General features: G+C 63.0%; 25 protein-coding genes. 10 read left to right on the plus strand and 15 right to left on the minus strand.

Translation table 11 applies throughout. The annotated features are described in order from the left end of the window. Nucleotides 1–251 (plus strand): hypothetical protein (locus BM235_RS32380; protein ID WP_218161361.1); only part of this gene is annotated, 251 nt, incomplete at its 5' end. Here BM235_RS32380 and BM235_RS25780 read toward each other — a convergent pair. Together BM235_RS25780 and BM235_RS25785 are read right to left on the minus strand one after the other, a co-directional pair. Beyond that, complete coding sequence (locus BM235_RS25780) at nt 206–661, minus strand: threonine/serine exporter family protein (protein ID WP_090117131.1); 456 nt, start codon at nt 659–661, stop codon at nt 206–208. The two genes, BM235_RS32380 and BM235_RS25780, sit on opposite strands and share 46 nt — an antisense overlap. 15 nt (nt 662–676) lie before the next feature. Continuing rightward, nucleotides 677–1438: a threonine/serine exporter family protein gene (locus BM235_RS25785; RefSeq protein ID WP_369803558.1), complete on the minus strand. Its 762-nt coding sequence runs from the start codon at nt 1436–1438 to the stop codon at nt 677–679. A gap of 127 nt (nt 1439–1565) precedes the next feature. Between BM235_RS25785 and BM235_RS25790 the strand changes: the two genes are divergently transcribed. After that, nucleotides 1566–2612 (plus strand): glycoside hydrolase family 130 protein, encoded by a 1047-nt coding sequence (locus BM235_RS25790; RefSeq protein WP_090117132.1) that lies wholly within the window; start codon nt 1566–1568, stop codon nt 2610–2612. An 82-nt stretch (nt 2613–2694) separates the two neighbouring features. Further along, entirely contained in the window at nt 2695–3759 is a 1065-nt protein-coding gene (locus BM235_RS25795; RefSeq protein WP_158543781.1) for an asparaginase, read from the plus strand. 57 nt (nt 3760–3816) lie between these two features. Here the strand turns inward: BM235_RS25795 and BM235_RS25800 are convergent, their stop codons facing one another. After that, nucleotides 3817–5367, minus strand: a complete 1551-nt coding sequence (locus BM235_RS25800) for a GGDEF domain-containing protein (RefSeq protein ID WP_090117134.1) — start codon at nt 5365–5367, stop codon at nt 3817–3819. A gap of 263 nt (nt 5368–5630) precedes the next feature. On the opposite strand from BM235_RS25800, the gene BM235_RS25805 reads away from it, so the two are divergent. Then, nucleotides 5631–6215: a hypothetical protein gene (locus tag BM235_RS25805; RefSeq protein WP_090117135.1), complete on the plus strand. Its 585-nt coding sequence runs from the start codon at nt 5631–5633 to the stop codon at nt 6213–6215. A 21-nt stretch (nt 6216–6236) separates the two neighbouring features. Here the strand turns inward: BM235_RS25805 and BM235_RS25810 are convergent, their stop codons facing one another. Then, nucleotides 6237–7145: an AraC family transcriptional regulator gene (locus tag BM235_RS25810; protein WP_158543782.1), complete on the minus strand. Its 909-nt coding sequence runs from the start codon at nt 7143–7145 to the stop codon at nt 6237–6239. 115 nt (nt 7146–7260) lie between these two features. Here BM235_RS25810 and BM235_RS25815 point away from each other — a divergent pair, with 115 nt between their 5' ends. Together BM235_RS25815 and BM235_RS32190 are read left to right on the plus strand one after the other, a co-directional pair. Then, nucleotides 7261–8067 (plus strand): phytanoyl-CoA dioxygenase family protein, encoded by an 807-nt coding sequence (locus BM235_RS25815; RefSeq protein ID WP_158543783.1) that lies wholly within the window; start codon nt 7261–7263, stop codon nt 8065–8067. Between the two features lie 92 nt (nt 8068–8159). Further along, complete coding sequence (locus BM235_RS32190; RefSeq protein ID WP_158543784.1) at nt 8160–8306, plus strand: hypothetical protein; 147 nt, start codon at nt 8160–8162, stop codon at nt 8304–8306. Between the two features lie 394 nt (nt 8307–8700). Here the strand turns inward: BM235_RS32190 and BM235_RS33015 are convergent, their stop codons facing one another. Continuing rightward, complete coding sequence (locus BM235_RS33015) at nt 8701–10026, minus strand: HNH endonuclease (protein WP_369803551.1); 1326 nt, start codon at nt 10024–10026, stop codon at nt 8701–8703. Between the two features lie 282 nt (nt 10027–10308). Between BM235_RS33015 and BM235_RS25825 the strand changes: the two genes are divergently transcribed. After that, nucleotides 10309–10944: a hypothetical protein gene (locus BM235_RS25825; RefSeq protein ID WP_090117138.1), complete on the plus strand. Its 636-nt coding sequence runs from the start codon at nt 10309–10311 to the stop codon at nt 10942–10944. 46 nt (nt 10945–10990) lie between these two features. Here BM235_RS25825 and BM235_RS25830 read toward each other — a convergent pair whose 3' ends face one another. From BM235_RS25830 to BM235_RS25855, 6 genes are all read right to left on the minus strand, one after another. Further along, complete coding sequence (locus BM235_RS25830) at nt 10991–13528, minus strand: ATP-dependent DNA helicase (protein ID WP_090117139.1); 2538 nt, start codon at nt 13526–13528, stop codon at nt 10991–10993. 136 nt (nt 13529–13664) lie between these two features. After that, nucleotides 13665–13949, minus strand: a complete 285-nt coding sequence (locus BM235_RS25835) for an alpha/beta-type small acid-soluble spore protein (protein ID WP_090117140.1) — start codon at nt 13947–13949, stop codon at nt 13665–13667. Nucleotides 13950–14058: 109 nt separating this feature from the next. Continuing rightward, complete coding sequence (locus BM235_RS25840) at nt 14059–15069, minus strand: ABC transporter substrate-binding protein (protein ID WP_090117141.1); 1011 nt, start codon at nt 15067–15069, stop codon at nt 14059–14061. Between the two features lie 470 nt (nt 15070–15539). Next, the gene (locus BM235_RS25845) at nt 15540–16721 is read right to left on the minus strand and encodes an NAD(P)/FAD-dependent oxidoreductase (RefSeq protein ID WP_090117142.1); all 1182 of its coding nucleotides are present in this window, start codon (nt 16719–16721) and stop codon (nt 15540–15542) included. A gap of 36 nt (nt 16722–16757) precedes the next feature. Continuing rightward, nucleotides 16758–17189: a DUF1641 domain-containing protein gene (locus BM235_RS25850; RefSeq protein WP_090117143.1), complete on the minus strand. Its 432-nt coding sequence runs from the start codon at nt 17187–17189 to the stop codon at nt 16758–16760. A 234-nt stretch (nt 17190–17423) separates the two neighbouring features. Beyond that, complete coding sequence (locus BM235_RS25855) at nt 17424–18776, minus strand: CynX/NimT family MFS transporter (RefSeq protein ID WP_255374603.1); 1353 nt, start codon at nt 18774–18776, stop codon at nt 17424–17426. A 214-nt stretch (nt 18777–18990) separates the two neighbouring features. Between BM235_RS25855 and BM235_RS32200 the strand changes: the two genes are divergently transcribed. Then, entirely contained in the window at nt 18991–19152 is a 162-nt protein-coding gene (locus BM235_RS32200) for a hypothetical protein (protein WP_177244289.1), read from the plus strand. A gap of 71 nt (nt 19153–19223) precedes the next feature. Further along, nucleotides 19224–19355 (plus strand): DUF4023 family protein, encoded by a 132-nt coding sequence (locus BM235_RS25860; protein ID WP_090117144.1) that lies wholly within the window; start codon nt 19224–19226, stop codon nt 19353–19355. Nucleotides 19356–19413: 58 nt separating this feature from the next. Here BM235_RS25860 and BM235_RS25865 read toward each other — a convergent pair whose 3' ends face one another. The 4 genes from BM235_RS25865 to BM235_RS25880 form a co-directional block, all read right to left on the minus strand. Continuing rightward, the gene (locus BM235_RS25865) at nt 19414–20331 is read right to left on the minus strand and encodes a polysaccharide deacetylase family protein (RefSeq protein WP_090117145.1); all 918 of its coding nucleotides are present in this window, start codon (nt 20329–20331) and stop codon (nt 19414–19416) included. Then, on the minus strand, nt 20331–21638 hold the full coding sequence (locus BM235_RS25870) for an MFS transporter (protein WP_090117146.1): 1308 nt from the start codon (nt 21636–21638) through the stop codon (nt 20331–20333). The genes BM235_RS25865 and BM235_RS25870 overlap by 1 nt, the downstream gene beginning before the upstream one ends. A 171-nt stretch (nt 21639–21809) precedes the next feature. Then, nucleotides 21810–22277, minus strand: coding sequence for a MarR family winged helix-turn-helix transcriptional regulator (locus BM235_RS25875; RefSeq protein ID WP_090117147.1), 468 nt, complete (start codon nt 22275–22277; stop codon nt 21810–21812). 379 nt (nt 22278–22656) lie between these two features. Then, nucleotides 22657–23190: an ester cyclase gene (locus tag BM235_RS25880; protein ID WP_255374604.1), complete on the minus strand. Its 534-nt coding sequence runs from the start codon at nt 23188–23190 to the stop codon at nt 22657–22659. Nucleotides 23191–23440: 250 nt separating this feature from the next. On the opposite strand from BM235_RS25880, the gene BM235_RS25885 reads away from it, so the two are divergent. Next, the gene (locus BM235_RS25885; protein ID WP_090117148.1) at nt 23441–23866 is read left to right on the plus strand and encodes a DUF1284 domain-containing protein; all 426 of its coding nucleotides are present in this window, start codon (nt 23441–23443) and stop codon (nt 23864–23866) included. Nucleotides 23867–23869 lie beyond the last annotated feature (3 nt).

Raw genomic sequence — 23869 nt, forward strand, 5'->3', positions numbered from 1 at the left:
GTTTGGCCGGGAATTACACGGTTTTTCCGCATAACTCCGTTCCCGAGCAGCGATCGGCCGGGAATTACACGGTTTTTCCGCACAACTCCGCTCCCCGCCGCGCGCATTCTGCGTGCTGCCTGCCGCAAATAGGCCTCGCCATCCTCGGCGAAGCCCTTTTCGACCTTGCAGCTTATTCGCGATTTTGCAGCCTATTCGCGACGTTTCAGCCGACTCGCGACATCCCCATCCGCACCCTTTTCACCAGCTGATTGACGACCTCGGAAAACACCAGCCCGACCGCGATCGCGCCGGACAGCATGAACGCCTTGGCCCCGAGCTGGACCGCGGACATATAGTCGTTCTGCACGACCCGCAGCATCGCGTCGTAGGCCATGCCGCCCGGCACGAGCGGGATGATGCCGGATACGCTGAATACGGTGACCGGCACCTTGAAGCGAATCGCCTGATAATGGGCGATGAGGCCGATGAGCACGGCGGACGCCCAGGTGGCCGCGATCGGGTCGGCGCTAGCCTGGATCAAGCCGTAATAAACGAGCCAGCCGACCATCCCCGTCAGGCCGCATTGAATCAAGCTGCGCTTCGGGATCTGAAAGATGACGCCGAAGCAGGCCGTGCCGACGAAGCTCGCGATGGTTTGCGATAAGTAATCTGCGATCATGCCTCGCTCGCCCCCTTATCCATTCAGCGTCAGCGCGATGCCGATGCCTGCGCCGATGGCGAAGGCCGTCAGAAACGCCTCCGCCCCCTTCGAGATGCCCGATACGAGATGCCCCGCCATCAAATCGCGAACCGCATTGGTAATGAGCAGCCCGGGCACGAGCGGCATGACGGACGCGATCATGATCGTGCTGTGCTGTTGGCCGATGCCGAGCCGCACGACCAGATAGGACAGCAGACCGACGGCGAGGGCCGCGATCAGCTCCCCGAACAGCCGGATCGAGCTGAGCTTCGCCATCCGGCCGAGCAGCCAGAAGCCCGTCCCGCCGCAGAGCATGGCCGCAGGCATGTCCGGCCAGGTCCCTTCGTACAGAATGAGAAAGCAACCGCTTGCGAGCGCCGCCAGCACGAGCTGGATGCCCAGCGGATAGACGGGCGCGCCGCGCTCGACTTCCTTGAGCAGCCTGCATGCTTCAGCCGGCCGCAGATGGCCGCCCGCGATGCGCCTGGAGATGTCGTTCACCTCGGTCACCTTGTTCAGGTTGGTCGAACGCTGCGAGATCCGAACGAGCCGCGTCGCCGACTCCGAGCCTTCGATGGCGAACATGATCCCCGTCGGCATGACGAAGCTCTGCGGCCCCTCCGCGCCGTAGGCGGACGCGATCCGTATCATCGTGTCCTCCACGCGGTACGTTTCCCCGCCGTTTTCCAGCATGATTTTGCCTGCCAGCAGGCACACCTCGACGATCTCTCCGCTGCGTGCGTTCATTGGTTCCATCGTATCGATTCCCTCGATCTCCGCCACCTCCCGCGCCGGCGGTCCCATCGGGAGGCCTTCGCTTGGAGATTGGGTACTTGTAAAGTAGTATGGGGTTAGAATAAGATGCAAACGGGGTGAGCGTCAAATGGCAGTCATTCGTATGGCGGACGGTCCCATCGTGACCGTCGGTCATGTCAAACCTTCTCGTCCGGATTTCCAGGTCGTAGGCGCCTTTAACGCGGGCGTCGCCCAACTGGGGGACGAGGTTATTTTGCTGCTGCGCGTGGCCGAGATGCCGCTGCAGCCGGAGTCCGGCGCCGTGCTGGTGCCGATGCTCGACGAGAGCGGCGGCCGGCTGGAGCTCGTCCGATTGGCGGCAGACGACCCGAATTACGACTTTGCCGATTCGCGCGTAATCAAAGGGTATGACGGTTCCTACGCCTACCTCACTTCGATGTCGCATCTCCGCGCCGCCCGCAGCCGGGACGGCGTGCGGTTCGTCGTCGACGAGACGCCCGCGCTGTTCCCGTCCGGCGAGGACGAGGCATGGGGCATCGAGGATCCCCGGATCACGCAGATGGGCGATAAATACTACATTACTTATAGCGCCGTCAGCTCCCGCGGCGTCGGCGTCGGGCTGGCGGCGACCCGCGACTTCGTCTCCTACGAGCGGCTCGGGATGATCCTTCCGCCCGAAAACAAGGACGCGATGTTTTTTCCGGAGCGGATCAACGGCAAATACTATATGCTGCACCGTCCCGTGCCGAAGTCGATCGGCGCGCCAGAGATGTGGGTCGCGGAGTCGCCGGACCTGCTCCATTGGGGCGGCCACCGCTACCTGATGGGCTTGCGTCCCGGCCTCTGGGACGGCGGACGCATCGGCGGCGGCGCCGTGCCGATCCGGACAGACCGCGGCTGGCTCGCGCTATATCACGGCGCCGACGCGGATAGCCGCTATTGCATGGGCGCGGCCTTGCTGGATCTTGACGATCCGGCGCGCGTGCTGGCCCGCTCACGCGTACCGATTCTGGCGCCTGAAGCCGACTACGAGGTGAACGGCTTCTTCGGCAAGGTCGTGTTCTCCTGCGGCGCGATTCTGGCCGGCGACACGATCCGCATGTACTACGGGGCGGCCGACGAAGTCATGGCCCGCGCGGATATCCCGCTCGCGGATATTTGGGACAGCTTCTGAACGATCGGCTGAACGCCCCCTAACGAACGCCGCCACGGGCCCGCAATCCGATATTCGATGAACGGAAAGGATGTCTGCTTACTTGTCCGCAAAATTGCCCGCTAAAATTTTAGTCCTCTTCACCGGCGGCACCATCGGAAGCCGGCGCGGCGCGCACGGCATCGACGTCGATGCGTCGGGCTCCTACTTCCTCATGGAGCAGTATGCCCAAATCGCCAAAACGCGAGAGATCGATTTCGAGACCGCGCAGCCCTGCAACCTGCTCAGCGAGAACCTCGTGCCCGGCGACTGGGCAACGTTGTCCGAAGCGATTCGCGCGGCCCACGGCGGCTACGCCGGCGTCATCGTCACGCACGGCTCCGATACGCTCTCCTTTACTTCGGCCATGCTCTCTTATCTGTGCTGCGACGCGCCTTTCCCCGTCGTGCTGACGGCGGCCAACTATCCGCTGGACGACCCGAGAAGCAACGGGCTCGCCAACTTCGCCGCGTCGGTCGACTTCATCGCGGACGCCGGACTGCCCGGCGTCTTCGCGCTGTTCGGCGACGACCGGGGCGACTCCGTCGTCTACCTGGGCACGCGTATCACGCAGGCGCTGCCGTTCACCGATCAATTCGACGCGCCGTACGCGGCGCCGTTCGGGCGCATGCGCGACGGCCGCTTCGAGCCGAACACGCATCCGCTCAACCCGGCGGGGGCGGAGCTCGCACGCCGGAATCCGCCGTCCCCTCCCGCGCCGCCGCCGCGGGAGGAAGCATGGCCGGCCGTGCTGTACATTAAGCCTTATCCCGGTCTGGACTACCGCGCATACGGCTTCGAATCCCGCCCGCCGCGCGCCGTGCTGCACGACACCTATCACTCGGGCACCGCAAACGCGCGGGACGGCGCGGAGGGGAGATCGCTCGTCCCCTTCATCTCTTACTGTCGCGAGCGCGGAGTCGACGTCTATCTCGTGCCGATGCGCAGTCCCGAAGGCGATATGTACGCCTCTTCGTCGCACCTGACCGGAGCCGGAGGGATCGCGCTCGGCAACATTTCGTCCGAGGCCGCTTTGATGAAGCTCCTCCTCGCCTGCGCCGTCTGCGCGGACGACCGCGAGGTCGAACGGTTCGTGCGAACGCCGTTGTTTTTCGAATACATGGCATAGTCAAACGAAAAGGAGGAACGGCGTCTCGATGCCGTTCCTCTTTTTTTGGATGCAGAGCTAGGCATGGAGCGTCGACGGGACGCCTTCTCGCGTCGCATTGCGCCCGAGACGCTTCGCCTCGTACAAGCCGGCGTCCGCCCTGGAATAAAGGGACTCGAACGTTCGGTCGTCGGGCCTCAGGGTAGCGGCGCCGATGCTTGCCGTGATGCCGAACGTGCCGCCGTGTCCATCCGCGATCACGGTGCCTACGATCCCTCGGCGGATGCGCTCCGCGCATTCGAACGCTTCGCCGGCCGACAGTCCCGGCAGCGCCAGCGCGAACTCCTCGCCGCCGATGCGGCCGAAGGGCCCCAGCTCTCCCGTCGTCGTCCGCACCGAATCCGCGAAGGCGCGAATCGTCCGGTCTCCCGTCAGATGGCCGAACCTGTCGTTCACGCTTTTGAAGCTGTCGATGTCGAGGACGAGCAGCGAGAGCGGCGTCCCCCGCTCCCTGGCGGTCTCCAGCACGCACGTCAGCTCCGCAATGAAGCCGCTGCGATTGTAGATGCCCGTCAGGCCGTCGGTTACGGCCGCGCGCCGAAGGGCGAGTTCCCTGCGGCGCTCCTCCGTCCGGTCGGTCAGCACCGACAGCGAGCCGAGCAGGGCGCGATTCCGGTGGAGGATCGGCCTAATCTTGGCAGTGAACTGCCGCTCGTCTTCCCCCTCCCCCAAGGCAAAGTCGAACGAGGCGATCTCGACGCGGTCCCGATGGGCCGCGAGCCACCGCTCCGAAGGCAGCGGCGTGTCGGAGATATACCGTCCCTGCCATTCGTCGCCGTCGACCCGAAGCATGCGTCTCGCGGCACCGTTAAGATCCTGAAGACGTCCTTCCCCGTCGAGCACGAGGATCCCCTCGCTCATCATGTCGAACAGGCGGTTGCGCGGAAAAGGAACCGAGTCGAACAAATGATAGCGGAACATGCCCCAGCCGATGATGACGAGCCCCGGCAAATAGGTGATGCCGATCGACGAAGCGTAGCCGCGCAGATCGATCACGCCGGTGCTGCGCAGGAGCGCGATCATCGAGGGAACGCACATCCCCGCGATCAGATACAACAACTGCCTGCGCTGGACTCCCCGCGTGTAGAATACGCTTCGGACGAGAACGAATAGGCCGACGAGCGACACGAGCAAGGTGAATCCGTAAATCGCCTGATTCAGTATCGTGCGCTGCGCGACGAGCATGCCGGCTTCGTCCAGAAACACCTTCGTGCGCATCAGGTGATGGAGCGGATCGGTGTAAACGAGGATCAGGCCTGCCGTCGGAATCGCAAGCGTCAAGGCTAGCGTCTGTCGGGACAGCCTGGAGCCTTCGCGCGTATACGTTAGGGCAAGCCAGAGCAAGGCGAGCGGGGCGTAAAGGTAGCCGATCTGCTGAATGTTGCGCCACAGCAGTTTGTCCTCCAGGCCGACGAGCGCCGCCTCCCTGCCCGAAGCGAACATGATGAGCCCCGTCAGGGCGAAAAGCGCGAACAGCGGAAGCGCGCCCGGCATCTTCCGCAAGCTATATGCATAGGCGACGCCAGTGAGCGAGAGGAGTCCGCCGAATAAGAACAACCATGCTGTCATGGAGATGGCACCTCCGTTCAGGCTTCCATTATATCACCTGATCGTTCGCGCCAATGGGATTTTCCGACAAGTTCCGCGCGGATATGATACCGCTATATAAATCTAATATTTCCTGATTTTTATATTTAAACTTCACTATTCGCATGGGCAGACGCGCGGCCATTTCCAAATATTGATCGGCCTTTCTTTGGCACCGAAGTGGAACATTTGCCTTCCCGGCTCCGTCAAGAAGTCAAACCTACTCGGAAACGGTGGTGTCCCTCATGTCGATCAAACTTTTCGGAACCGTCCTGCTGGCGGCCGTCCTGCTCGCCGGCGGCTTGCTCTTGAACGGCCCGTTGACGCCTTCTTTCGCCTTGTCCCCCGCCGAACAAATCGTGCCGCTGCCGCCCGTGCATCTCGACCTTCCCGCGCACGATCAAGGCGACGCAGCGGGCGGTCCCGCGGTTCAAGGCGACGCAGCCCGCCTGCTGAGCCTCATGAACGCGGCCGATGCCATCGTGACGGGGACCGTCATCGCCGAAGCGCATGCGCTTGACGGCAACTCCGCGGTCACGACGCTCGAGGTGCGCGATTGGCTGAAGGGCGGCACCGCGCGTTATATCCGCATCGTCCAATCCCCGAACGCAGGCGGCTCCCTGCTCTGTTCGGGAGAGAGCTACCTGCTGATGCTTCGCGCCGATCAGGCGCAGGCGACCGACTTATACCGCATCGCCGGTAAAGCAAGCGAGGGCAAGTTCGCGCAGCAGGACGGCCGCTGGGCGAACGACGATCCGCTGCTGACGACGGCGCTGCAGGCCTGGTCGCAAAAGCAGCCGGCCGCCCTAGTCAAAAAGTTGGCTGCCTGACCGCGATCCGGCCAACAGCTCCTATTCCGCCGGCCAAGCGATCGACGAGGCGTACCTGCTCGGGGACATGCCCTCCGTTTTTTTGAACAGCTTGCTGAAATAATACAGGTCGTCGATGCCTACGCGGGCGCCGACCTCCTCTACCGAGAGCTTGCGCTGCGCGAGCAGCTGCTTGGCCTGCTCCATGCGCAAGCGAAGCAGGTAAGCCGACACCGCGGCGCCCGTCGCCTGCTTGAACAGCGTGCCGAAGTACTTGGGCGAGAAGCCCGCCCGCCGCGCGAGCAGCTGCGCATCGATCCGCTCCGCATAATGCGCCTCCATGTACTGAATGGCTTCAAGCACCGCGTCCGCGTGCGGATGTCCGATCCGCACGCCTTCCCGCGTCATCAGCTCCTCGTACACGAGCCCGAGCAGCCGCAGCATGACCGACTTCAGCCGCAGTCCGGCGCCCACCCCGGCGCGGCCGAAGCAGGCGTTCAGCTCCTTGAACGTCTCGTAGAAGCCTTTGACGTCGCCTACCGCGATCGCCTCGGGAACGTCGAACTCCGACGGCTCGACGGCAGGCCGGTCGCCCAGGCGTACCGCGCCTTCCTCCGCGCCTTGCCCGAGGTATACCGCGTACGGCGAAAATTCATGTCCTTCTCCCAGATACATATAATCGAAATGCACGGCAAAGCAATCCATCGGCTGCGTCCCCGTTATCTCCATCGCATTGCTTAGATGGGGCCGGATGTAAAAAAGATCTCCCCCCTTCATCGCGTGCACGCGCTCGCCGAGCCGCAGCCTGCCTTCCCCGCGAACGACGAAAATGAACTCGTAATCGTAAATATGCCGATCGGCGATTCGGGCGCCGGCGGAGATCACGATCTCGTGCACATAGCGGACGTAAGGCGACAGCAAGCGATAATCGACCTTTTGCGGGACATTCATGTAAGCGCTCCTTATTTCCGACCTTTTTACAAATAGAGCGGAATTCCATCCATGCCAGCTCGCTCCTTTCCCCATTATGCTTGAAATACAGCAAACAACAAGGAGGATGAGCGAGATGACGATTCCGACTACAGTACAAACGCCGATCACGCAAGCGCATATCGACTTCTATCGGGACAACGGATTCGTGCAGGTGGACAACATGATCACGCCGGAGGAATTGGCCGAGCTTCGCGAGTATCTAGAGGAGGCTATGCAGAACGACGGCGACCGCGCCGTCCATACGGACAAAAAGGGCGGGCTCTATTACCGGGTGCTGAACCAGAAGGTGAACGTGTGGAGGGATCACGCTGGCATGGGCCGCTATACCGCGCATCCGCGCTTCGCGGAATCGGCGAGGTTGCTGACCGGGGCGTCCGGCATCCGTCTTTTTCACGATCACGGCCTCTGGAAGATGCCCGGAGACTCGAAGGAGACGCCGTGGCACCAGGATACGCCCTTCTGGCCGGTAAACGAGAAAAATCCCGGCATGATGTCGCTCTGGCTGACGCTCGACGACGTCGACGCGCGCAACGGCTGCATGGCCTTCGTGCCCAAGTCCAACCGGCTGGGGAAGCTGAAGGGCATCGACCTCGTCGACCCGCAAAATATATTCGACTACGTCGAGAGCGGCCAGGCGGAAGCGCAGAAGCCCGTGATCGTGCCGCTTACGGCGGGGAGCTGCACGTTCCATGACGGCCTGACCTTCCACTATGCGCACGCCAACGCCACGGACCGTCCGCGGCGCGTGTTAGCCATCATCTATATGCCGGACGGCGTCACCTATAGCGGCGACGCGCATGTCATCACCGACGGGAGCGGATTAGAGATAGGCAAACCCATCGCGGGCCCCCGATTCCCGCTGCTCGCGAAGGAGGGCTGAGCCCCATGACGGATACGCGCAAAAACGGCATTCGGGGAGCGGCGGATTAGCTCAAGGGCTTTGCCTGCATCGCGAAGCGGCCGGCACGGAATATGTGTACGCGGTATCTGATCCACCGCTACGACAAGGACGGATGCTGGCTGCAAAGCTGGGGTGGACGCGGAGACGGCGAAGGCGCCATTTATGTCGCGGAATGGGGGCCGGAGGGACGGATCACGAAGTGGGTGCCGCAAGGATAACGAAAAACAGCTGTCTGCCGCGTTGAAGAATAGCGGTGACAGCTGTTTTGGTTTTTTAAATGAATCCGCCGTTCGCGTGAACCGTCTGACCTGTCATCGAGCGGGACTGCTTGCCGACGAGCAGCTCAACCGCCGCAGAAGAACGAGCATAGCGGCAGTGGCACAGCGATTGCTGCATAAATGCAGCTATTCATTCTGCGCGCCTGCTATTTTTGAAAGTTAGCTGCAAATATGCAGGTAATGGAGCGCCATACGCGAAAAACGGCTGCAACCCGCTGTAAAAGCTGCGAATTTGCAGCTAATCCCGTTCTGCTCGAACGCCGCTTGGAATTAGATGCAGAATTGCATCTATTGTCCGTCCGGCCGAGATTCGGCGAAAATCGCAGCTCAACCGCTATTCCAGCGGCTTGACCGGAATGCCCGCCGCCACGAACTCGTCCAAATCGCGGTTCGCCTTGGTCTGGTTGCACAGATTGCAAGCGCAGACGCAGTTGTCCGGGGTCGTATGCCCGCCCTTGGAGCGCGGCAGCAGATGATCGATCGTGTCGCCGTATTCGCCGCAAAAATAGCAGGTATACTTGTCCCGGCTCAAGATCATCAGCCGGAAATCGCGGTTGCTCAGCAGCCTGCGGATCGTATGGCGATTGACGACGACGGCCGCGTGCTCCCGCACCAGCGTGACCGCCATCTCCAGGTCGATCTCCTGGTACCAGCCGCGCCCCTTGTCGGTTCGGCCGCGCATGCGGACGAACCCTTCGCGCGTCGCCTGGAGCTGCGACGCGTCATGCGGGTCGATGCCGCGCGCCGCGCCGCCCGGCGCGGTCGCCCGGGCGCGGGCCGAGCCGCGCGGCTGGACCCGCGGCGCAGCTTCTCCGGCCGGCGCACCCGGACGCTGCTTGGCCTGCTGCGGCCTCGCGGCGGCGGCCTTCGGCTGCGGCGAGGCCGCCCGTGCGGGCGCTGCCTGCGCCGCCGGCAGCACGGCAGCCTCGGCCGGCTGCTGCGCCGCGGGCGCGGGCGAGGCTGCCGCTGCGCCGCCGCGGCCCTTGCGCCGGCCGCGCCGCTTGCGCTTGGGCGCGCCCGACGCCGCGAGCGCGGCCGGCTCCTCCGGCGCCGCCGCCGGCACGGCCTGCTCCGGCGCGGGCAGCGCGCTCGCGCCGGCCGCTGCCGCCGAGCCGCGCTTGCGCCGGCCGCGGCGCTTGCGCTTCGGCGCGCCGGCAGCCGCTGGCGCAGCCTGCTCCTCCGCCGGCGCCGCGGGCGCGGCCGGCTCCGGCTGTGGCTGCGGCGCATCGCCGGCCGCGACGGGCGCTCCCCCGCGCCGTCGCCGGCGCTTGCGCGCGGGGCGAGGCGCCTCCTCAGGCGCGACGGCGAGCGCAGCCGCCTCGTCGAGCGCAGCCTCGGGCGCAGCCGCAGGCAGCCCGCGCCGTCGCCGGCCGCGTTTACCGCCAGGCGCCGGGCCTTCGGCGAAGCCGCCGGCGGGCATACCCGCCTCGGCCGCGGCAGACGGAACGCTCGTCTCGCCTGCCGCGAGATCCGCGCCGGAAGCGGCCGAGGGCAGGGACGCCCTGCACTGCTTGCAGATGCCCCTGCGCGCGTTCGCCCCCGCCCGCCGTCCGGATCTGCGGCGGAACTCCGATATCGGTTTAAGCTCGAAGCAGCTCACGCATTGCTTCAATTCCGCGGATGCCGCCTGGCCTTCCGGTGTCGATGTCGGCTTGCTCAACGCTGTCAGCTCCGTATCTCGTTAGTAGTGTTATGTCCATTATACTTGATTTGCCAACGTTTGGCTCGGTTGCCGCCCGCTCGTCGCCAAGCCGCGTTCCCCGCGCGCTCATTCCAGCGTCTCGCGACCGCCTTTTTCTCGAACCCGCGCGTCATTCATCCGCATTACATTTCGCATGACCCCGGTAACTTACCAATTACTGCATCTGCGTGCCACAATATGCCATAGTCGAACGTGCTTCAGCGGCGTTTGAGACGGAACGAACGAAGGAGAGATCGAATCATGAAGTTGAACAAAAACGCGCTTCGCCTGACTGCGGCGGCGGCGCTGGCCGTCGCGCTCATCGCGCCCGGAGCGGCCCAGGCGGCGGACGCCGTCGTCAAGACCGACAGCGAAAAGGGGTTCGCGGCCCTCCAGGTCGGCAACCGCGTGTTCGTGCACGACAGCGAAAAGCAGCTGTACCAGACGAACGGCAAATTCCACGACGGCAAGCTGATCGACCTGTTCACGCTGCCCTACGGACCGGCGACGATCCCGCTGATCCTCGTCTACAACGACAAAGCCGGCTTGACGGTGTTCAGCGACCTGTGGCCGGAGTTCGCCAAAGGCAAGGAAAAGAATACGACCGAGGAATACATGAGCGGCCATATCTCCTTCAAGCCGATGAAGAAGGCGGCCAACCGGACGAACCACAACTATGCCGAGCAGGTCGGAGACACCGTGCACGTGTATACGGCCAACGACTTCGGCGATCTGAAAAAAGGCTATCATGAATCCTACGCCGTTAAAGGCACGCTGCGCGGACTCATCCTGTACGATTGCTGTCCGTACGCGGTGCTCGAGAGCCCCGACGGCGGACTCGACGTGTACCATGCCGGCGAAGAAGGCCCGATGAAGGCCGGACATATCAATCTTTAAAAAATCCCGATCCGCAGGCCGGAGCGCTGACGCTCCGCTGCGGATTTTATGATCTGTCCCGCCCGTCCGCGCCCCACTCCTCGGGCAGCAACCGACTATATGGCGCCCGTCTGTACCGATCGTCGATCAATACCAGCACGCCGCTGTCGGACTCGCTCCGGATGAGCCGCCCGCCCGCTTGGAGCACCTTGTTCATGCCGGGGTACACGTAGGCGTAGTCGAATCCCGGCAATTCGGCGGCGTCGTAATGCGCCCGCATCAGATCCCGCTCGAAGCTCGGCTGCGGCATGCCAACGCCGACGACGACGACGCCCTGCAGCCTGTCGCCGGCCAGGTCGATGCCCTCCGAGAAGACGCCTCCCAACACCGCAAAGCCGATCAGCGCCTCGCCGTCGTCCGCTTCGAACGCCGAGAGATACCGGTCTCGCTCTTCCTCCGTCATCTCCGGCCGCTGCAGCATCGTGCGCAGGGCCTGTCCGCCCTGCGCCAGGAACGTCTCGTACACGGCGTTCATATAGGCGTAGGACGGGAAAAAGAACAAATAGCGTCCGGGCCGCCCGCCGGCCAGCCCCAGCATCCGGGCCGCGATCCGCTCGCGGCTCGTCTCCCGGTCCGCGTAGCGCGTGGACAGGGGCACGATCTCCGTAGCCCACTGCTCGGCTCGGAAGGGCGACGGCACCGATACGGAATAGTCCGTCTCTTCGGCGCCTAGCAGATCCATGTAGTAGCTCAGCGGGAACAGCGTCGCGGAGAAGCTGATCTGCGAGCGGTAGCCTTTGCGCATCTGGCGCAGCAGGCGGGACGGGTCCATGCAAAAGATTTTGAGCTTCAAATCCGCTCGCTGCCGTTCGGCATAGACGACGTGGCGTTCCGGGTCGTATAGCTTGACGGTACGCATCCAGTTGAGCGCCGCAAAATAAGCTTCGAGCAGCATCTCTTGCGGGTCCGTCGGCGCCTCGGCACTTTCATCGCGCGCTGCGGGCCCGCCCCTCAGAGCCTCGAGGCTGCCGCCGCTTGCTGAAGCGGATTCGTAATCGGCAGCGCGCCCGGCTACTTCCGGCGAAGCCTCGCCGTTCATCGCGATGGGCAAGACGTCGTCGCGCTCGCTCGCTGGCCCCCTTCTATCGAAGCTTCCGCTTCTCTCCGCCATGACCAGCGCGCTCTCGGCCGCGGCCGCGAACACCTCGACCGCATCGGCGAGCGCCTCGGGCACCCCTTCGGGCAGCAGAAACGCGCCCTGACCGTTCTCCCGCTTGCGCACGGCGAGCAGCGCGGCGTCGACCGCTTTGGCTGCGGCATGAACGGCGGCGTCCCTTCCCTTGAAGGCGCGGACGAGATTCAGAAAGTCCCGTTTGAAGAGCTCGGCCGAGTACATCTCCCGGGCGCGGTCCGGCAGGTTGTGCGCCTCGTCGACGAGCAGCGCGCAGGCGGCCTTCCACTCCGCCGCGACGCGCTTGAGCGAGATGCGCGGATCGAATATGTAGTTGTAGTCGCAAATGACGGCGTCCGCGATGTACGCCACCTCCAGCGACATCTCGAACGGGCACACGCGGTGCTTCCCCGCATACCGAAGCAGCTCCTCCTTGCGCATCAGCGTCTCGTTCGACAGCAGGTCAAGCACGGCGCCGTTGATGCGGTCGTAAAATCCTTCGGCGTACATGCACGCGCCCCCGGCGCATCCCGGGCCCCCGGATTGGGCGGCCGCCGCCGCGCAAAGCTTGTCCTTGGCCGTGATCGTCACCGCGTGCAGCCGCAGCCCGCCGTCCTGCATGCGCCGCAGCGCGTCCTCCGCCGACGCGCGCGTCGTCGTGCGCGCGGTCAGGTAGAACAGCCGAGCGAGACGCCCTTCGCCGATCGACTTCACGGCGGGGTACAGCGTGGACATCGTCTTGCCGATGCCGGTCGGCGCGCGCGCGAACAACTGGTGGCCCGCCTCGATGCTCCGGTACACCGCGCCCGCAAGCTTGCGCTGTCCTGCGCGGTACGCCGGATACGGGAAGGCCAAGCCGGCGATGCTCTCGTCGCGCGCTGCGCGATGCCGCAGCTGAAGCTCCGCGAACGGCGCATACAGCTCGACGTAGACCTGAACGCGCCGCTCCAACTCCTCGTAGTCGGCCGTCCGCTCGAAGGATCTCCTGGCCCCTCCGTCGCCCCGCGTCTCCACGTAAGTCATTCTCACCCGGATCCGATCGAGGCCCTCCGCCTTCGCATGCATGTAGGCGTAGCAATAAGCCTGCGCCCAGTGGACCTCCGGCGTCTCCGTCTCCGAAGCGGGCAGGTCCCCGCCGGTCGACTTGATCTCCTCGATCGTCACGCTGCCGTCTTCGCCGGTCAAGAGCCCGTCGCAGCGCCCCTCGACGACGAACAGCAAGTCCCCATGCTCGATCTCGGCTCTCAGCTGAACCTCGCGGCGATCCTGCTCGCCATAGGCTTCCTGCACCTGCTGGTGCGCCTTGACCCCGTCCGCCAGCGCGGATGCCTGGCGGAACCCGCTAATCAGGTCGCCGCTTCGCAGCGCGTATTCGACCAGCGGCCTGACCGCGATCGTGACCGTACCCCGCATATCGTCCGTCCCCCAAGCCATGTCGTGCTTCCCCGCCGGAACATTTGTTCTCTCATTGTATCACGAAGCGGACGGCATAGGAAAAGCCGGCAAAAACAAACCCGCCTGAACGCGATAACCGCGTCGGCGGGTTCGTCTCTTGCGGATGGCGGCGCGGTTAAGGCTGTCTTTGCGACAGCTTCTCCTGCGCCAACCGAATCATCTCGCGCACCATGGAGCCGCCGATCTTGCCGCCGATATGGCCGGCGTCCTCGGTCGTGAGATGGCCGTTGTCCCCCGGCGTCAGGGGCACGCCAAGCGACTTGGCGACCTCGTACTTCACGTCGTCCGGATGCGCGGGATCTACGGCATAGCCTTCCTTGCGCATAACCTCGGCCTTGAACGCGTTCACGCCTTGCTCGGCGCCCGGGACGGCGAGCCGCCGCGACCTTCTTCTGGACATCTCTCGCACCACCTTTTCGTCGGATGATGCTAGCTTGCGCGATCCCCGCGCCGTTATTCGGAAAAGAAAAGGAGCCGGCAGCAAATGCTGCCAACTCCTCTTGTCCCGCTTATTTGCCCAGCAGTTTGACGACGTCGCGCAGCTGCCATTGCAGCGCCGCGGCGCTGAAGTCGTTCCAGTGGCCGCTGTCGACCAGGTACACTTGGTTTTTCTGGACGGCCGGGATGTTCTTCCATGCCGAAGCCTTCAGCGAGTCGTACGTGTCGATGTCCGCTTGACCGTCGACCATGATGAACAGCCGGTCCGCATCCGCTACGTTGGCAGGTACGGCCTCTTGCGTCACTTCGGTCGTGGCGGTGAGCGTCTTGACGTGCTCGGTCGGCTGGAAGCCGATATCTTCGTACAGCGGCGTGAACACCTTGGTCGGATGCTCGTAAATCTTCTTGCTCCAGAATTGGAGAATGCCGACCTTCTCGCCTTCCGCGATCTTGCCCTTCAGCTTCTCCTTGGCGTCCGCGGCATCGGCCTTGAAGCCGTCCAGGAACGCCTGCTTCTGGTCTTCGACGTTCAGCAGCGCAGCCAGATCGTCCAACTGCTCGTACGGCGTGCGGCCGAACGTGGTCGCATAGGTCGGCGCGATCTTCTGCAGCGCGTCGACCACTTCGGGCTTGAAGTAGTTGCTTACGATGATCAGGTCGGGCGTCGCAGCCAGTACCTTCTCGTTGTCCGCGTCTTGGTCGCCTATGCTCTCGATACCCGCGACGGCTTCGGGCTCGTCCTTGTACTTGTCCAGGTAATAGTTGATCGTGCCGACCGGCTTGACGCCGAGCGCCAGCAGATCGCCGAAGTTGGAGATGGCGACGACGCGCTCCGCCTTCGCCGGCACTTCGACTTCGCGGCCCATTCCGTCAGTGACCTTCTTCGTTGTCGCGCCCGCGTCGGACGATGCAGAGGCGGAGGACGAAGCGCTTGCGCCCGCGGAAGCCGACGCGCTCTCGCTCGCGGACGGGGATGCGCCGGACGATGCGTTATTGTCGTTTTTGCTGCCGCAGGCGGTGACGACGCTGACGAGCAGCAGGATAAACGTGAGGAGCAGGCCGAATTTGCGAAGCTTAAACATGTAGGGATTCTCTCCTTGGAGGGTATGTTTGGTGTAAAGCGCTATCGTCACATTTGTAAACGATAACGATTCTCAATATCACTTGGACTATAATACCGGATATCGAGCGAAATGGCAAGACCGTTATTTCACGCTAACAATAGGCGAAAACATGCCGTCGCACCGTGCATCGCGCAAAAGTGCACGATAGACTTCCGTCTTGTTTACTTTTGCGTTTCTATCAAGCAAATCTGCGTGATATAACCCTTATCATCAACAATTTTGACGAAAGTAGGCGCTGTAACCTGCATATTTACACGATAGCTCCAAGCAAAAGCTTTTCCTCCGGTCTATCGTGCACTTTTGCACGATTCCGCATGCAGCCGCGGCGATTCGCTATCGAGTAAGCAAATATAAAAAAATCGTTCCCCGTCCGGCATGCGCCGGGCCAAGGAACGATCGGTAAGTCGATTCGACTAACAATGTAACGACTATTCAAGCACCGCGAACAAACCTTTGATGTGCGTCAGGTAGCGGATGTTGCTCATTTCCTTCATCAGCGTCGCAGGGAAGCCCTTGAAGCGGGTGCCGCTGGCGCCGACCGTGCCGACCGCGTCCTTGCGGCCCAGGCTGCCCAGCGTACCGGAGAATACCGGTTGGAACGTGTCTTGCACGCCGCCCTTGATCACGGCAGCCAGGTTGTGGCCGATGAGCTCGCCCATTTGCCAAGCCAGCTGCGCCGTCGGCGGATAAGGACGCGCGCCTTCGCCCGGGATGACGACCGCGCAGTCGCCTGCGAGGTAGACTTCAGGGTGCGAAGTCGATTGGAGCGTATCGGTGACCGATGCGCGGCCGCGGTTCACTTCGATGCCGCAGTTCGCGACGATCTCGTGACCTTGGACGCCGCCGGTCCAGATGATGGTGTTGGACTTCAGCGTACGGCCGTCCTTCAGGGAGACGGTGTCCTTGGAAGCTTCGGTGATCGCTACGCCGATGATGAACTCGACGCCGCGCTTCTCGAGGCTTGCTTGGGCGCGGGCGATAAGCTCCGGCGGGAAGATCGGCAGAATCGCCGGGCCGGCTTCGACCACGTACAGCTTGATGTCGGCCGGGTCGATGCCCTTGGCGCGCGCGACTTCAGGCAGCTTGTCGGCGAACTCGCCGACGAGCTCGATGCCCGTCAGGCCGCCGCCGCCGACGACGATCGTCGCGTCGGCCGGATCCTTGGACGCCTTGTAGGCGTCAAGACGCGCATGAACGTGCTCGCGGATCTTGTTGGCGTCGCTGACGGACTTCAGCACGAAGCTGTTCTCTTGCAGTCCCGGGATGCCGAAGTACGCCGTCTCGGAGCCGAGGGCGATGACGAGGTTGTCGTACGTGTACGAGCCTCCGCCGGCCGTCGTTACCTTTTTGTCGTTCGGCTTGATCTCCTTGACCGTATCGATGATCACATTGATGCCTTGGTTCTTCAGCAGCTTGGCCAGCGGCAGCGCGACAGCCGGTTCGCTGATCGTGCCTGCAGCCAGACGGTGCAGCTCGGTGATGATCTGGTGGGTCGGATAACGGTTGATGACCGTAATCGCCGCTTCGTGGACGCTCAGGTGCTGACGAGCCGTCAGCGCGCTCAGCAATCCGCCGTAACCGCCGCCCAGGATCAAGATTTGTTTAGCCATGGTCCATCCTCCGTTCGTGAGTCAGTGGTTTGGGGATTAGCGTTGCTGCTGGCGCTCCGCCAGTACGTTCAGGAATGCTTGGGTATAGCGCAGCGTCTTCTGCACTTGCGGATCCTTCAGCATTTTGAGCAGGCCGAACAGGCCGACTGCCTGCGTGTCGGCTTCGGCGCGGTCGCCCGCTTCGATGGCCGCGGATGCGAGGCCTTTGGCCTTGTCGACGACTGGCGTGAAAAACTCGACGATTCCCGCCTTCGTGTCGTTGATGAAAACTTGGTCCTTCGCGAGGCCGGATGCGAAGTCGTACGCCGCGGTCAGCGTCGTCACCATCTCGGTCAGCTTGGGCAGGTTGTCCACCAGCGTAGTGAGCGATTGTTGAACTTCCGGCTTCATCAGTTGATCCAGCACATCCTGGGCCTTTTGCGCGTCGACGGCTTGCTCGGCGCCTTGCGTTTGCGGTGTGGTAGTCATGAGACAAAGTCCTCCTTTACAGTAAGGTCATGCGGTCTCTTGCGATTCTCCGTCTCGGCGGACGAAGGGGCACGGGGAGGCGGGCGACATTTGTACCATTTTTCACATAAAAAGGCGTGCCGCTATTCCTTTGGCTTCTTCGTTTTCGATCCGGAAGGTCGAAATGAACCCTTGTTCACCATTTTACACCCGTTTGCGTCCTAGATGTAAAAAAATTAAAAAGGTTAATTGTGTCTATTTTGTGTCATCGCTTGTCGAATCCGCAGACGCCTGTGCGGAAGATGACGATACGTAGGCGGCGCGGCTCGATCCGAGCCCGAATACCGCAGCAAGCGCTACGACGACGACCATTACCACGAGCGGCGTCTGCCAGCCGCCGGAGCGGTCGTGCACGAAGCCGATAAAAGCAGGGCCGACCGCCGCCACGAGATAACCCACGAACTGAGCCATGCCGGACAGCTCCGTCGCCTCCGTCGCGGTCCGGGTGCGCAGCGAGAAAAACACGAGGCAAAGGCTGAAGCTCGCGCCCGCGCCGATCCCGATCAGCAGAACCCACGCGACCGTCAGAGGTCCCGTGCCGGCATCGAAAAGCAAGCCCGCGTAGCCGACGAGCAGCATCGCCATCACGACCGCCATGATACCCCGCTGGCTCGAACGCCGAGCGGCAAGCACCGGCGCCAGAAAGTTCGCGGGCAAGCCGATGATTTGCATAAGCGACAGCATCCATCCTGCCGTGCCCGCGCTCATGCCGCGGTCCTGCAAGAGCTCCGGCAGCCAGGTGACGTTGACGTAAAAAATAATCGATTGAAAGCCCATGAACAACGACACCTGCCACGCCAGGGGCGAACGCCACGGGCGCGCGGACGTCAAAGACGAGCTGCGGACGACACGCTCTCGCCGGCCGCGGCTCACTTGCGGCAGCCAAGCGACCATCGCCAGCGCCGAGGCAAGCCCCCATACGCCGAGCGCGCCGCGCCAGCCGAAGCCCGGCGCGTCCGCGATCGGAATGCTGACGCCGGACGCGATGCCGGCGACGAGCGTCAGCGCGACAGAGTAAATGCCGGTCATGAGCCCGGCCCGGCTCGCGAAGTCCCGCTTGATGAGCGCGGGCACGAGCACGTTGCCCAAACCGATGCCGACGCCGATCAAGACGGTGCCGGCGAACAGCAGCGCCGGGTAAGGCGCGGCCCGCACGATGACGCCGACCGTGATTAAGGCCATGCCGGCGAGCAGCGTGTTCTCCGCGCCGAAGCGGCGCGACAGCTTGGGCGCCGCCGGCGAGATCACGGCGAAGGCGAGCAGGCCGAGCGTCGTCAGCATGCCGGCGCCGGCGCCGGACAGACTTAAGTCGTCCTTGATCCGGCCGACCACCGGGCCGACCGCGGTAAGGGCGCCGCGCAGGTTGGCCGCGATGAGCACGATGCCGACGGCCAGCCAGAGCAGCCGTCCGCGCTTCGCCTTCTCGGCCCGCTCGCGCTCCTGGGCTTGTTCAAGGGCAAGCTCCCGTTCGAATTCGGACGGCGCGTCCGGACGCTCTTCGAGCCGCTCGCCCGTCATATAGTCTTTTTGCTTCGTATTGTTCTCCATCTTCATCGTTCCTCCGGGCATCACCTACAGCATACGCCAAACGCGTCGCGCGAATGCCGAGCCGGCGCTGTAACTTATCTCCGGCAATGCCCGAATTGTAACACACGGTGTCAAGTTCGTCACACCTCGAACGCCCGAACGAACCGCATAATCCGGCTTGACTCAAGGAAAACTACAAAGGCATTCGCATCGATGTTGAGGAGGAGATTACGATATGTCCGGACGCAACAGTAGACCCGAAAACGGCGGACCTGCGGGTCATCCCGGCAGATTGGACCAGTTCGGCGACAAGCTAGGCTCGCGCAACGAGGAAGAGTTCCGGTCCGCGGCGGATACGGCATGCAGCACCGGCGCGAAGGGCAAGAACAGAGGCTGAGCGTCTTTAGCGGTGGGATCCATTTTAAACAAAGAAATCATTGATCAGTCATTCCAAGGGGGTTCGCGGACATGAGCGATACGCATGCGTTCGTGGAGCAGGTCCATGACCGCCAACGCAAGGACAAGCGCAACAAAGCGCATCAGGGTCAGGGCACGCAAGGACAGAAGGTGTCTTCCCGCCAACACAGCACGAATAAATAATGCGGCGCGCCTCCGAACGAAAGCCGTTCGAAGGCGCGCTTTTTGCATTCTCCCGCCATCATCCCCGGCCGAGCGCAAGCTTGGCCAGTCTGAACGCCGAGCCGAGCCGAGGCCGCCGCAGCTTTTCCGCCACGTACCGGTAATCCGTCAGCTGCACGCCCGCTTCTTGCATCGCCGCCGCGAAGTCCGGATCGAGCATGAGCTTGTACTCCCACACCCGCTTTTCCCAATTCGGAATGCGCGCGCCGAGGTCGGCGTCCGGAAGCGCCGGGTGGATGTAGGTCTCCACGACGCCTTCGGGCAACGCGTACAGCTTGGCGATCAGCATCGCTTTAAACGAATCGTACGTCTCTCCCGGCTCGATCCCGTAGGGATGGCTGAGCAGATAGTCCGGCACCGCCACGCCGAGCGTGTCGCACAGCGCGACGGCCTTGGCCAGCGTCGCCTCCACGCCCGGCGCGTTCGCCGTCAGCGCTTCTTCAGGGTCGATATGGCGGAACAGCCGGAAAGGAAGCCCCCTGCGGGAGCACTGCCAAAAGACTTGCGGCAAATAGCTGCGGCCTGTGACAATGCCGTACAGGCTCCCCATATGATTGTCCGCGTGCGTCACGGCGATGCCTGCGCGATTGACGGCGTCGAACTGCGCGTTCATCTCGGCGACGACGTCCGCTTTGACGGATCCGCGTTCGAACGCCTCGACGGTCTTGTACATATAGCCGTCCGTATCCTGCAGCGACGGGCGGCCCGTCAGGCTCGAGAAGCGAACGGCGTCGTACTCGCTCGTGAAGGTCAGATGCAGGCCGATGCTCGCTTCGGGATGGCGCCTGCACCAGTCCGCGGCTTGGTCGAAGCCTTGGGCGGGCGTCATGATCGTGGCCGAGGAGACGCGGCGCTCCTCGAGCAGATGCATGATGGCTTCGTTCGCGGGCGCGCTCTGTCCGAAGTCGTCGCAATTCAAGATCAGCAGCTTGGCCATCAGGCGCCGATCCCTCCTTGCGCATGCGAAGCCGTAATGACCGGCTGCGGCTTGAGAAACAGCGAAATGACGAACGAGACGACGAGCAGGCAAAGCGGAACGATGCAAATCAGATAGCGGAACGTCTCCTCCGGATGCGGTCCCGGTTCGTCGCCGCTCACGTAGCCGAACATCTGCCCGACGGCGAAAAAGGCGAGCGCCGAGATCAGGCCGCTGGAACGCGTGAGAAAGCCGCCGACCGCCGTATACATCCCTTCTCTGCGGCGTCCGGTCCGCTGGGCATCCCGGTCGATGATCTCGCTGCTGAGGAGCGCCGGGGAGACGAGGAAGCCCGCCAATCCGAAGCCGAAGCAGATGCCGGCCGCGATGCCGGTCCCCAAATTGTTGGCGAACCAAAGCGGGATGACGGACAGCCCGTAGACGACGAAGGCGAAGCGCCAGCTGCGGTAGCCGCCGAGTTTTTTCACGATATAGAACCACACCGCGACGAGCGGGATGACCGATACGAAGACGGACGCCATCAGCAGCGTAACGTCGTCCTCCCCGACCCCGAGCGCGTACTTGGCGTAGAAGGGGATCATCGAGCTGACGAGGCCGTTCACCGTCTGGGCAAAGGAGCAAGCCACGTAGAACAGCCATAGTTCCTTGTTCTTCAGCGTCTCGCGGAACGCCTGTACGAGCGGCAGCGGCTCCTCCTTGGCGAACGCTTCGTCCTCGCGCACGTTCAGGACGAAGATCGTCATGAATATGCCGAATACGGCCGCGTACACGACGGACATCGTCCCGAAGCCAAGAGCCTCGTAGAGAATCGGCGTGAGCGCCGTGCCGATCAGAATGGCGAGGATCTGGTAGGCCTGCTGGACGGCGGATGCCTTCGCCCGCAGACTGTCGCCCGTGAAGAGCTCGGGGAAAAGCGCGCCGTAGTTCACCCATAAAATCGTGGCGACCGCCTCGAAGAGGATGAGCGCGACGAGAAACCAAGTAAATAAAGCGCTATCATGAAGGTTCGGCGGAACGGCGAACACCATGACGAAAGCCAGCATGAACAGCGGGATGGACGCGAAAATCCATGGCCTGCGGCGGCCGTGACGCGAACGCGTACGGTCCGACAAGTAGCCGGCCATCGGCTGGTTGACGGCGTCCCAGATGAGGTAGATCGTCCGCGCGAGCGTGGCCAGCCCCACGGCCAGGCCCAGCTTTTCGACGTAAAAATACGTGTAAAACGAACTGAAAGCCTGGCTGGGCACCATCATCGCGAACATCCCGAGCGCATAGGCCGTCGGGGAATTCAGGAACTTCCTGCTCATCGGCATTCTCCCGTCGCATGTAGATTCGCGGCATGCTCCGCCGGCTAGACGTCGGCCCGCGACGTCCGGCGCGGCACGCCGTTCTTCTACACCATTCTACAAACGGGTAGCAATTTCCTCCAATCCTGCAAAACACCGGAATTGCGAGGAGAAAGCCTTACGCAGACGGGTTTACCAGACCGGCCTGAACTTCGAGGCGCCCTCGCCGAAGGAGCGGACGATGTCGCGCATGCTCTGCGCCAACCGCTCAGCCTCGCGCTCCCCTAACCGCTCGCGCCATCTTCCTTCGATGGCGGCGAATTGCGCTTCGGTCGCCCGGATACAGGCCCATCCCCGCTCGGTGAGCACGACCAGCTTGCCGCGCCCGTCGCTCGGATGCGGACGTCGCTCGACGTAGCCGCGCCCCTCGAGATAGTCGATCATCTGGGTGGCCGCCTGCTTGGTCATATCCAGATGCTCGGCCAGCTCGATCCCCGTCGCTCCGCCGAACGAAAGCTTCTGAAACGCGTACCCGTGCGCCGGACGCACGTCGTCGAACCCCTGTGCGGCCAGCTCCCGGTGAAGCTCGTCTACCGCCGCGCGGAAGGCCGTCGCAAACAAAAACGTCAATTCGTAACCCCACGCACCCGTCTCGGACATGGCGCTTCCCTCCCGATCCCGTCCTGCTTGTCGCTGTCCATTGTATCACAGGAGTATCACAGGAGGCGGCGAGGGGTAGGAGCGCGTTGGAACCATTTGCCGACAAGCTGCGATGAGACGACGGGCCCGTTTGGCGGACATACGATCCGTTATTTTGTGGAACGGCCTTCATCCGCAGGCTTACCGGACCACAGATCCGTTATCATGACGATTTGCCTTCCATTCGCCCCATTCGGAACCCCGATAACGGATCCCCTGTCCACAAACGCCCATTTATCCGATGTATCGGGCAAATAGCGGATTCTGTGTCCGGCAAAATCGCCTTCGAGACAGTCATCTCCATTTTCCTAACAGGATCTCCCTCCCTTGACTACCCTCGCTACTTGCGCACCGGCGCCCCATTCACGCGGCAGGCAGGCTGCTCGCTGAGCTCCGCGCCGATCTGGCGCAGCAGCGCAGCGGTATCGAACAGCGCCCAATGCTCGGCGATCCGACCGTGCGAGATACGGTATTCCCTGTAAAGCTTGGCGTCGATCGGCTGCCCCGTGGCCGCCTTTCCCCTGAAGGTGCCAAGATGAGTGCCCGTCATCCGAAGCCGGACGACGACGCGATCCCCCTCGCTCGTGACGCTCTCGACCGTCGACCGCTGATCGGGAAACGCCGTCCGCAGCCTCTCCGCCATCGCGAGCAGTCCTTCCGCATTGCCCGGCTCGTAGGCATGATCGAGGTAGTCGTCCGTCAGACACTGCGAGATGCACGAACAATCGCCGGCGTTCCAAAAGCGTTCGATGAAGTCGAGCGCCACTTCCGCGGGTGCCGGCACCCCGTGTGCGGTCATTCTGTCAGGTTGATTGCCCCGCACGTTTTGCCCGATTTCGCTGCGTGGATTTGAAGCTTGCGGATGCTGGTTCAAAGGCTTTGCCTCCTTCAAATATAGTCAATTCAATTGACTATATGAGGATAGCATGCAACGAGCTATTTAGTAAAGTGAATTGACCAAAACGCACGGATGTTTATCGTAGACGGTCGGCGGGAAATTCGCGGCACGCTCCGCTATCGAGAGACTCGCTTGGCGGTCGCCCCCTCCCTCTCACTAGAGATGCACCCTTGTCAACCAGGTGATATAATCATGGTTAACAATTAAACGCAAGGAATGATGACGGATGACGATCAAGCTGCGCGGGCATCATCTGCTCTGCCTGCTGGGATACCGGGGCAAAGGGTACTCGGAGGGGTTCTGCGCGAATATGACGCGCGTATACGAGCGGTTGCGGACGGCGCCCGAGACGGAAATCGAGCTGATCCTCGGGCCCGACGACATCTGCGCGGCTTTCCCCGAGGACCAGGAGCCGCACTGCGAGAATGCGAGCGTGTACCGCAAGGACGAGGAAATCGCGCGGCAGATCGGCATTGCGCTCGGGGAGCGTCGCGCATGGGCGGACGTCGTCGCCGCCGTCGCAGAGCGCGTGCGGCCGAACGACATCGGCTCCCTCTGCAGCGATTGCAGATGGGAGCCGTATGGATTGTGCCGCGAAGGCGTCGCGCATGTTCATTCAACGCCCAGGCTGCGAGAGCTGCCGCCCGCCTGACGG

Origin of the sequence: Cohnella sp. OV330, from assembly GCF_900112065.1 — a bacterium.
Classification (GTDB): Bacteria; Bacillota; Bacilli; order Paenibacillales; family Paenibacillaceae; genus Cohnella.

What these genes read in the sequence shown, in the direction of transcription:
- BM235_RS25780 (WP_090117131.1), bottom strand. Translation starts at nt 661, where the DNA reads ATGATCGCAGATTACTTATCGCAAACCATCGCGAGCTTCGTCGGCACG.
- BM235_RS25785 (WP_369803558.1), bottom strand. Translation starts at nt 1,438, where the DNA reads ATGGAACCAATGAACGCACGCAGCGGAGAGATCGTCGAGGTGTGCCTG.
- BM235_RS25790 (WP_090117132.1), top strand. Translation starts at nt 1,566, where the DNA reads ATGGCAGTCATTCGTATGGCGGACGGTCCCATCGTGACCGTCGGTCAT.
- BM235_RS25800 (WP_090117134.1), bottom strand. Translation starts at nt 5,367, where the DNA reads ATGACAGCATGGTTGTTCTTATTCGGCGGACTCCTCTCGCTCACTGGC.
- BM235_RS25805 (WP_090117135.1), top strand. Translation starts at nt 5,631, where the DNA reads ATGTCGATCAAACTTTTCGGAACCGTCCTGCTGGCGGCCGTCCTGCTC.
- BM235_RS25810 (WP_158543782.1), bottom strand. Translation starts at nt 7,145, where the DNA reads ATGAATGTCCCGCAAAAGGTCGATTATCGCTTGCTGTCGCCTTACGTC.
- BM235_RS25815 (WP_158543783.1), top strand. Translation starts at nt 7,261, where the DNA reads ATGACGATTCCGACTACAGTACAAACGCCGATCACGCAAGCGCATATC.
- BM235_RS32190 (WP_158543784.1), top strand. Translation starts at nt 8,160, where the DNA reads ATGTGTACGCGGTATCTGATCCACCGCTACGACAAGGACGGATGCTGG.
- BM235_RS25825 (WP_090117138.1), top strand. Translation starts at nt 10,309, where the DNA reads ATGAAGTTGAACAAAAACGCGCTTCGCCTGACTGCGGCGGCGGCGCTG.
- BM235_RS25830 (WP_090117139.1), bottom strand. Translation starts at nt 13,528, where the DNA reads ATGGCTTGGGGGACGGACGATATGCGGGGTACGGTCACGATCGCGGTC.
- BM235_RS25835 (WP_090117140.1), bottom strand. Translation starts at nt 13,949, where the DNA reads ATGTCCAGAAGAAGGTCGCGGCGGCTCGCCGTCCCGGGCGCCGAGCAA.
- BM235_RS25840 (WP_090117141.1), bottom strand. Translation starts at nt 15,069, where the DNA reads ATGTTTAAGCTTCGCAAATTCGGCCTGCTCCTCACGTTTATCCTGCTG.
- BM235_RS25845 (WP_090117142.1), bottom strand. Translation starts at nt 16,721, where the DNA reads ATGGCTAAACAAATCTTGATCCTGGGCGGCGGTTACGGCGGATTGCTG.
- BM235_RS25850 (WP_090117143.1), bottom strand. Translation starts at nt 17,189, where the DNA reads ATGACTACCACACCGCAAACGCAAGGCGCCGAGCAAGCCGTCGACGCG.
- BM235_RS25855 (WP_255374603.1), bottom strand. Translation starts at nt 18,776, where the DNA reads ATGGAGAACAATACGAAGCAAAAAGACTATATGACGGGCGAGCGGCTC.
- BM235_RS32200 (WP_177244289.1), top strand. Translation starts at nt 18,991, where the DNA reads ATGTCCGGACGCAACAGTAGACCCGAAAACGGCGGACCTGCGGGTCAT.
- BM235_RS25860 (WP_090117144.1), top strand. Translation starts at nt 19,224, where the DNA reads ATGAGCGATACGCATGCGTTCGTGGAGCAGGTCCATGACCGCCAACGC.
- BM235_RS25865 (WP_090117145.1), bottom strand. Translation starts at nt 20,331, where the DNA reads ATGGCCAAGCTGCTGATCTTGAATTGCGACGACTTCGGACAGAGCGCG.
- BM235_RS25870 (WP_090117146.1), bottom strand. Translation starts at nt 21,638, where the DNA reads ATGAGCAGGAAGTTCCTGAATTCCCCGACGGCCTATGCGCTCGGGATG.
- BM235_RS25875 (WP_090117147.1), bottom strand. Translation starts at nt 22,277, where the DNA reads ATGTCCGAGACGGGTGCGTGGGGTTACGAATTGACGTTTTTGTTTGCG.
- BM235_RS25885 (WP_090117148.1), top strand. Translation starts at nt 23,441, where the DNA reads ATGACGATCAAGCTGCGCGGGCATCATCTGCTCTGCCTGCTGGGATAC.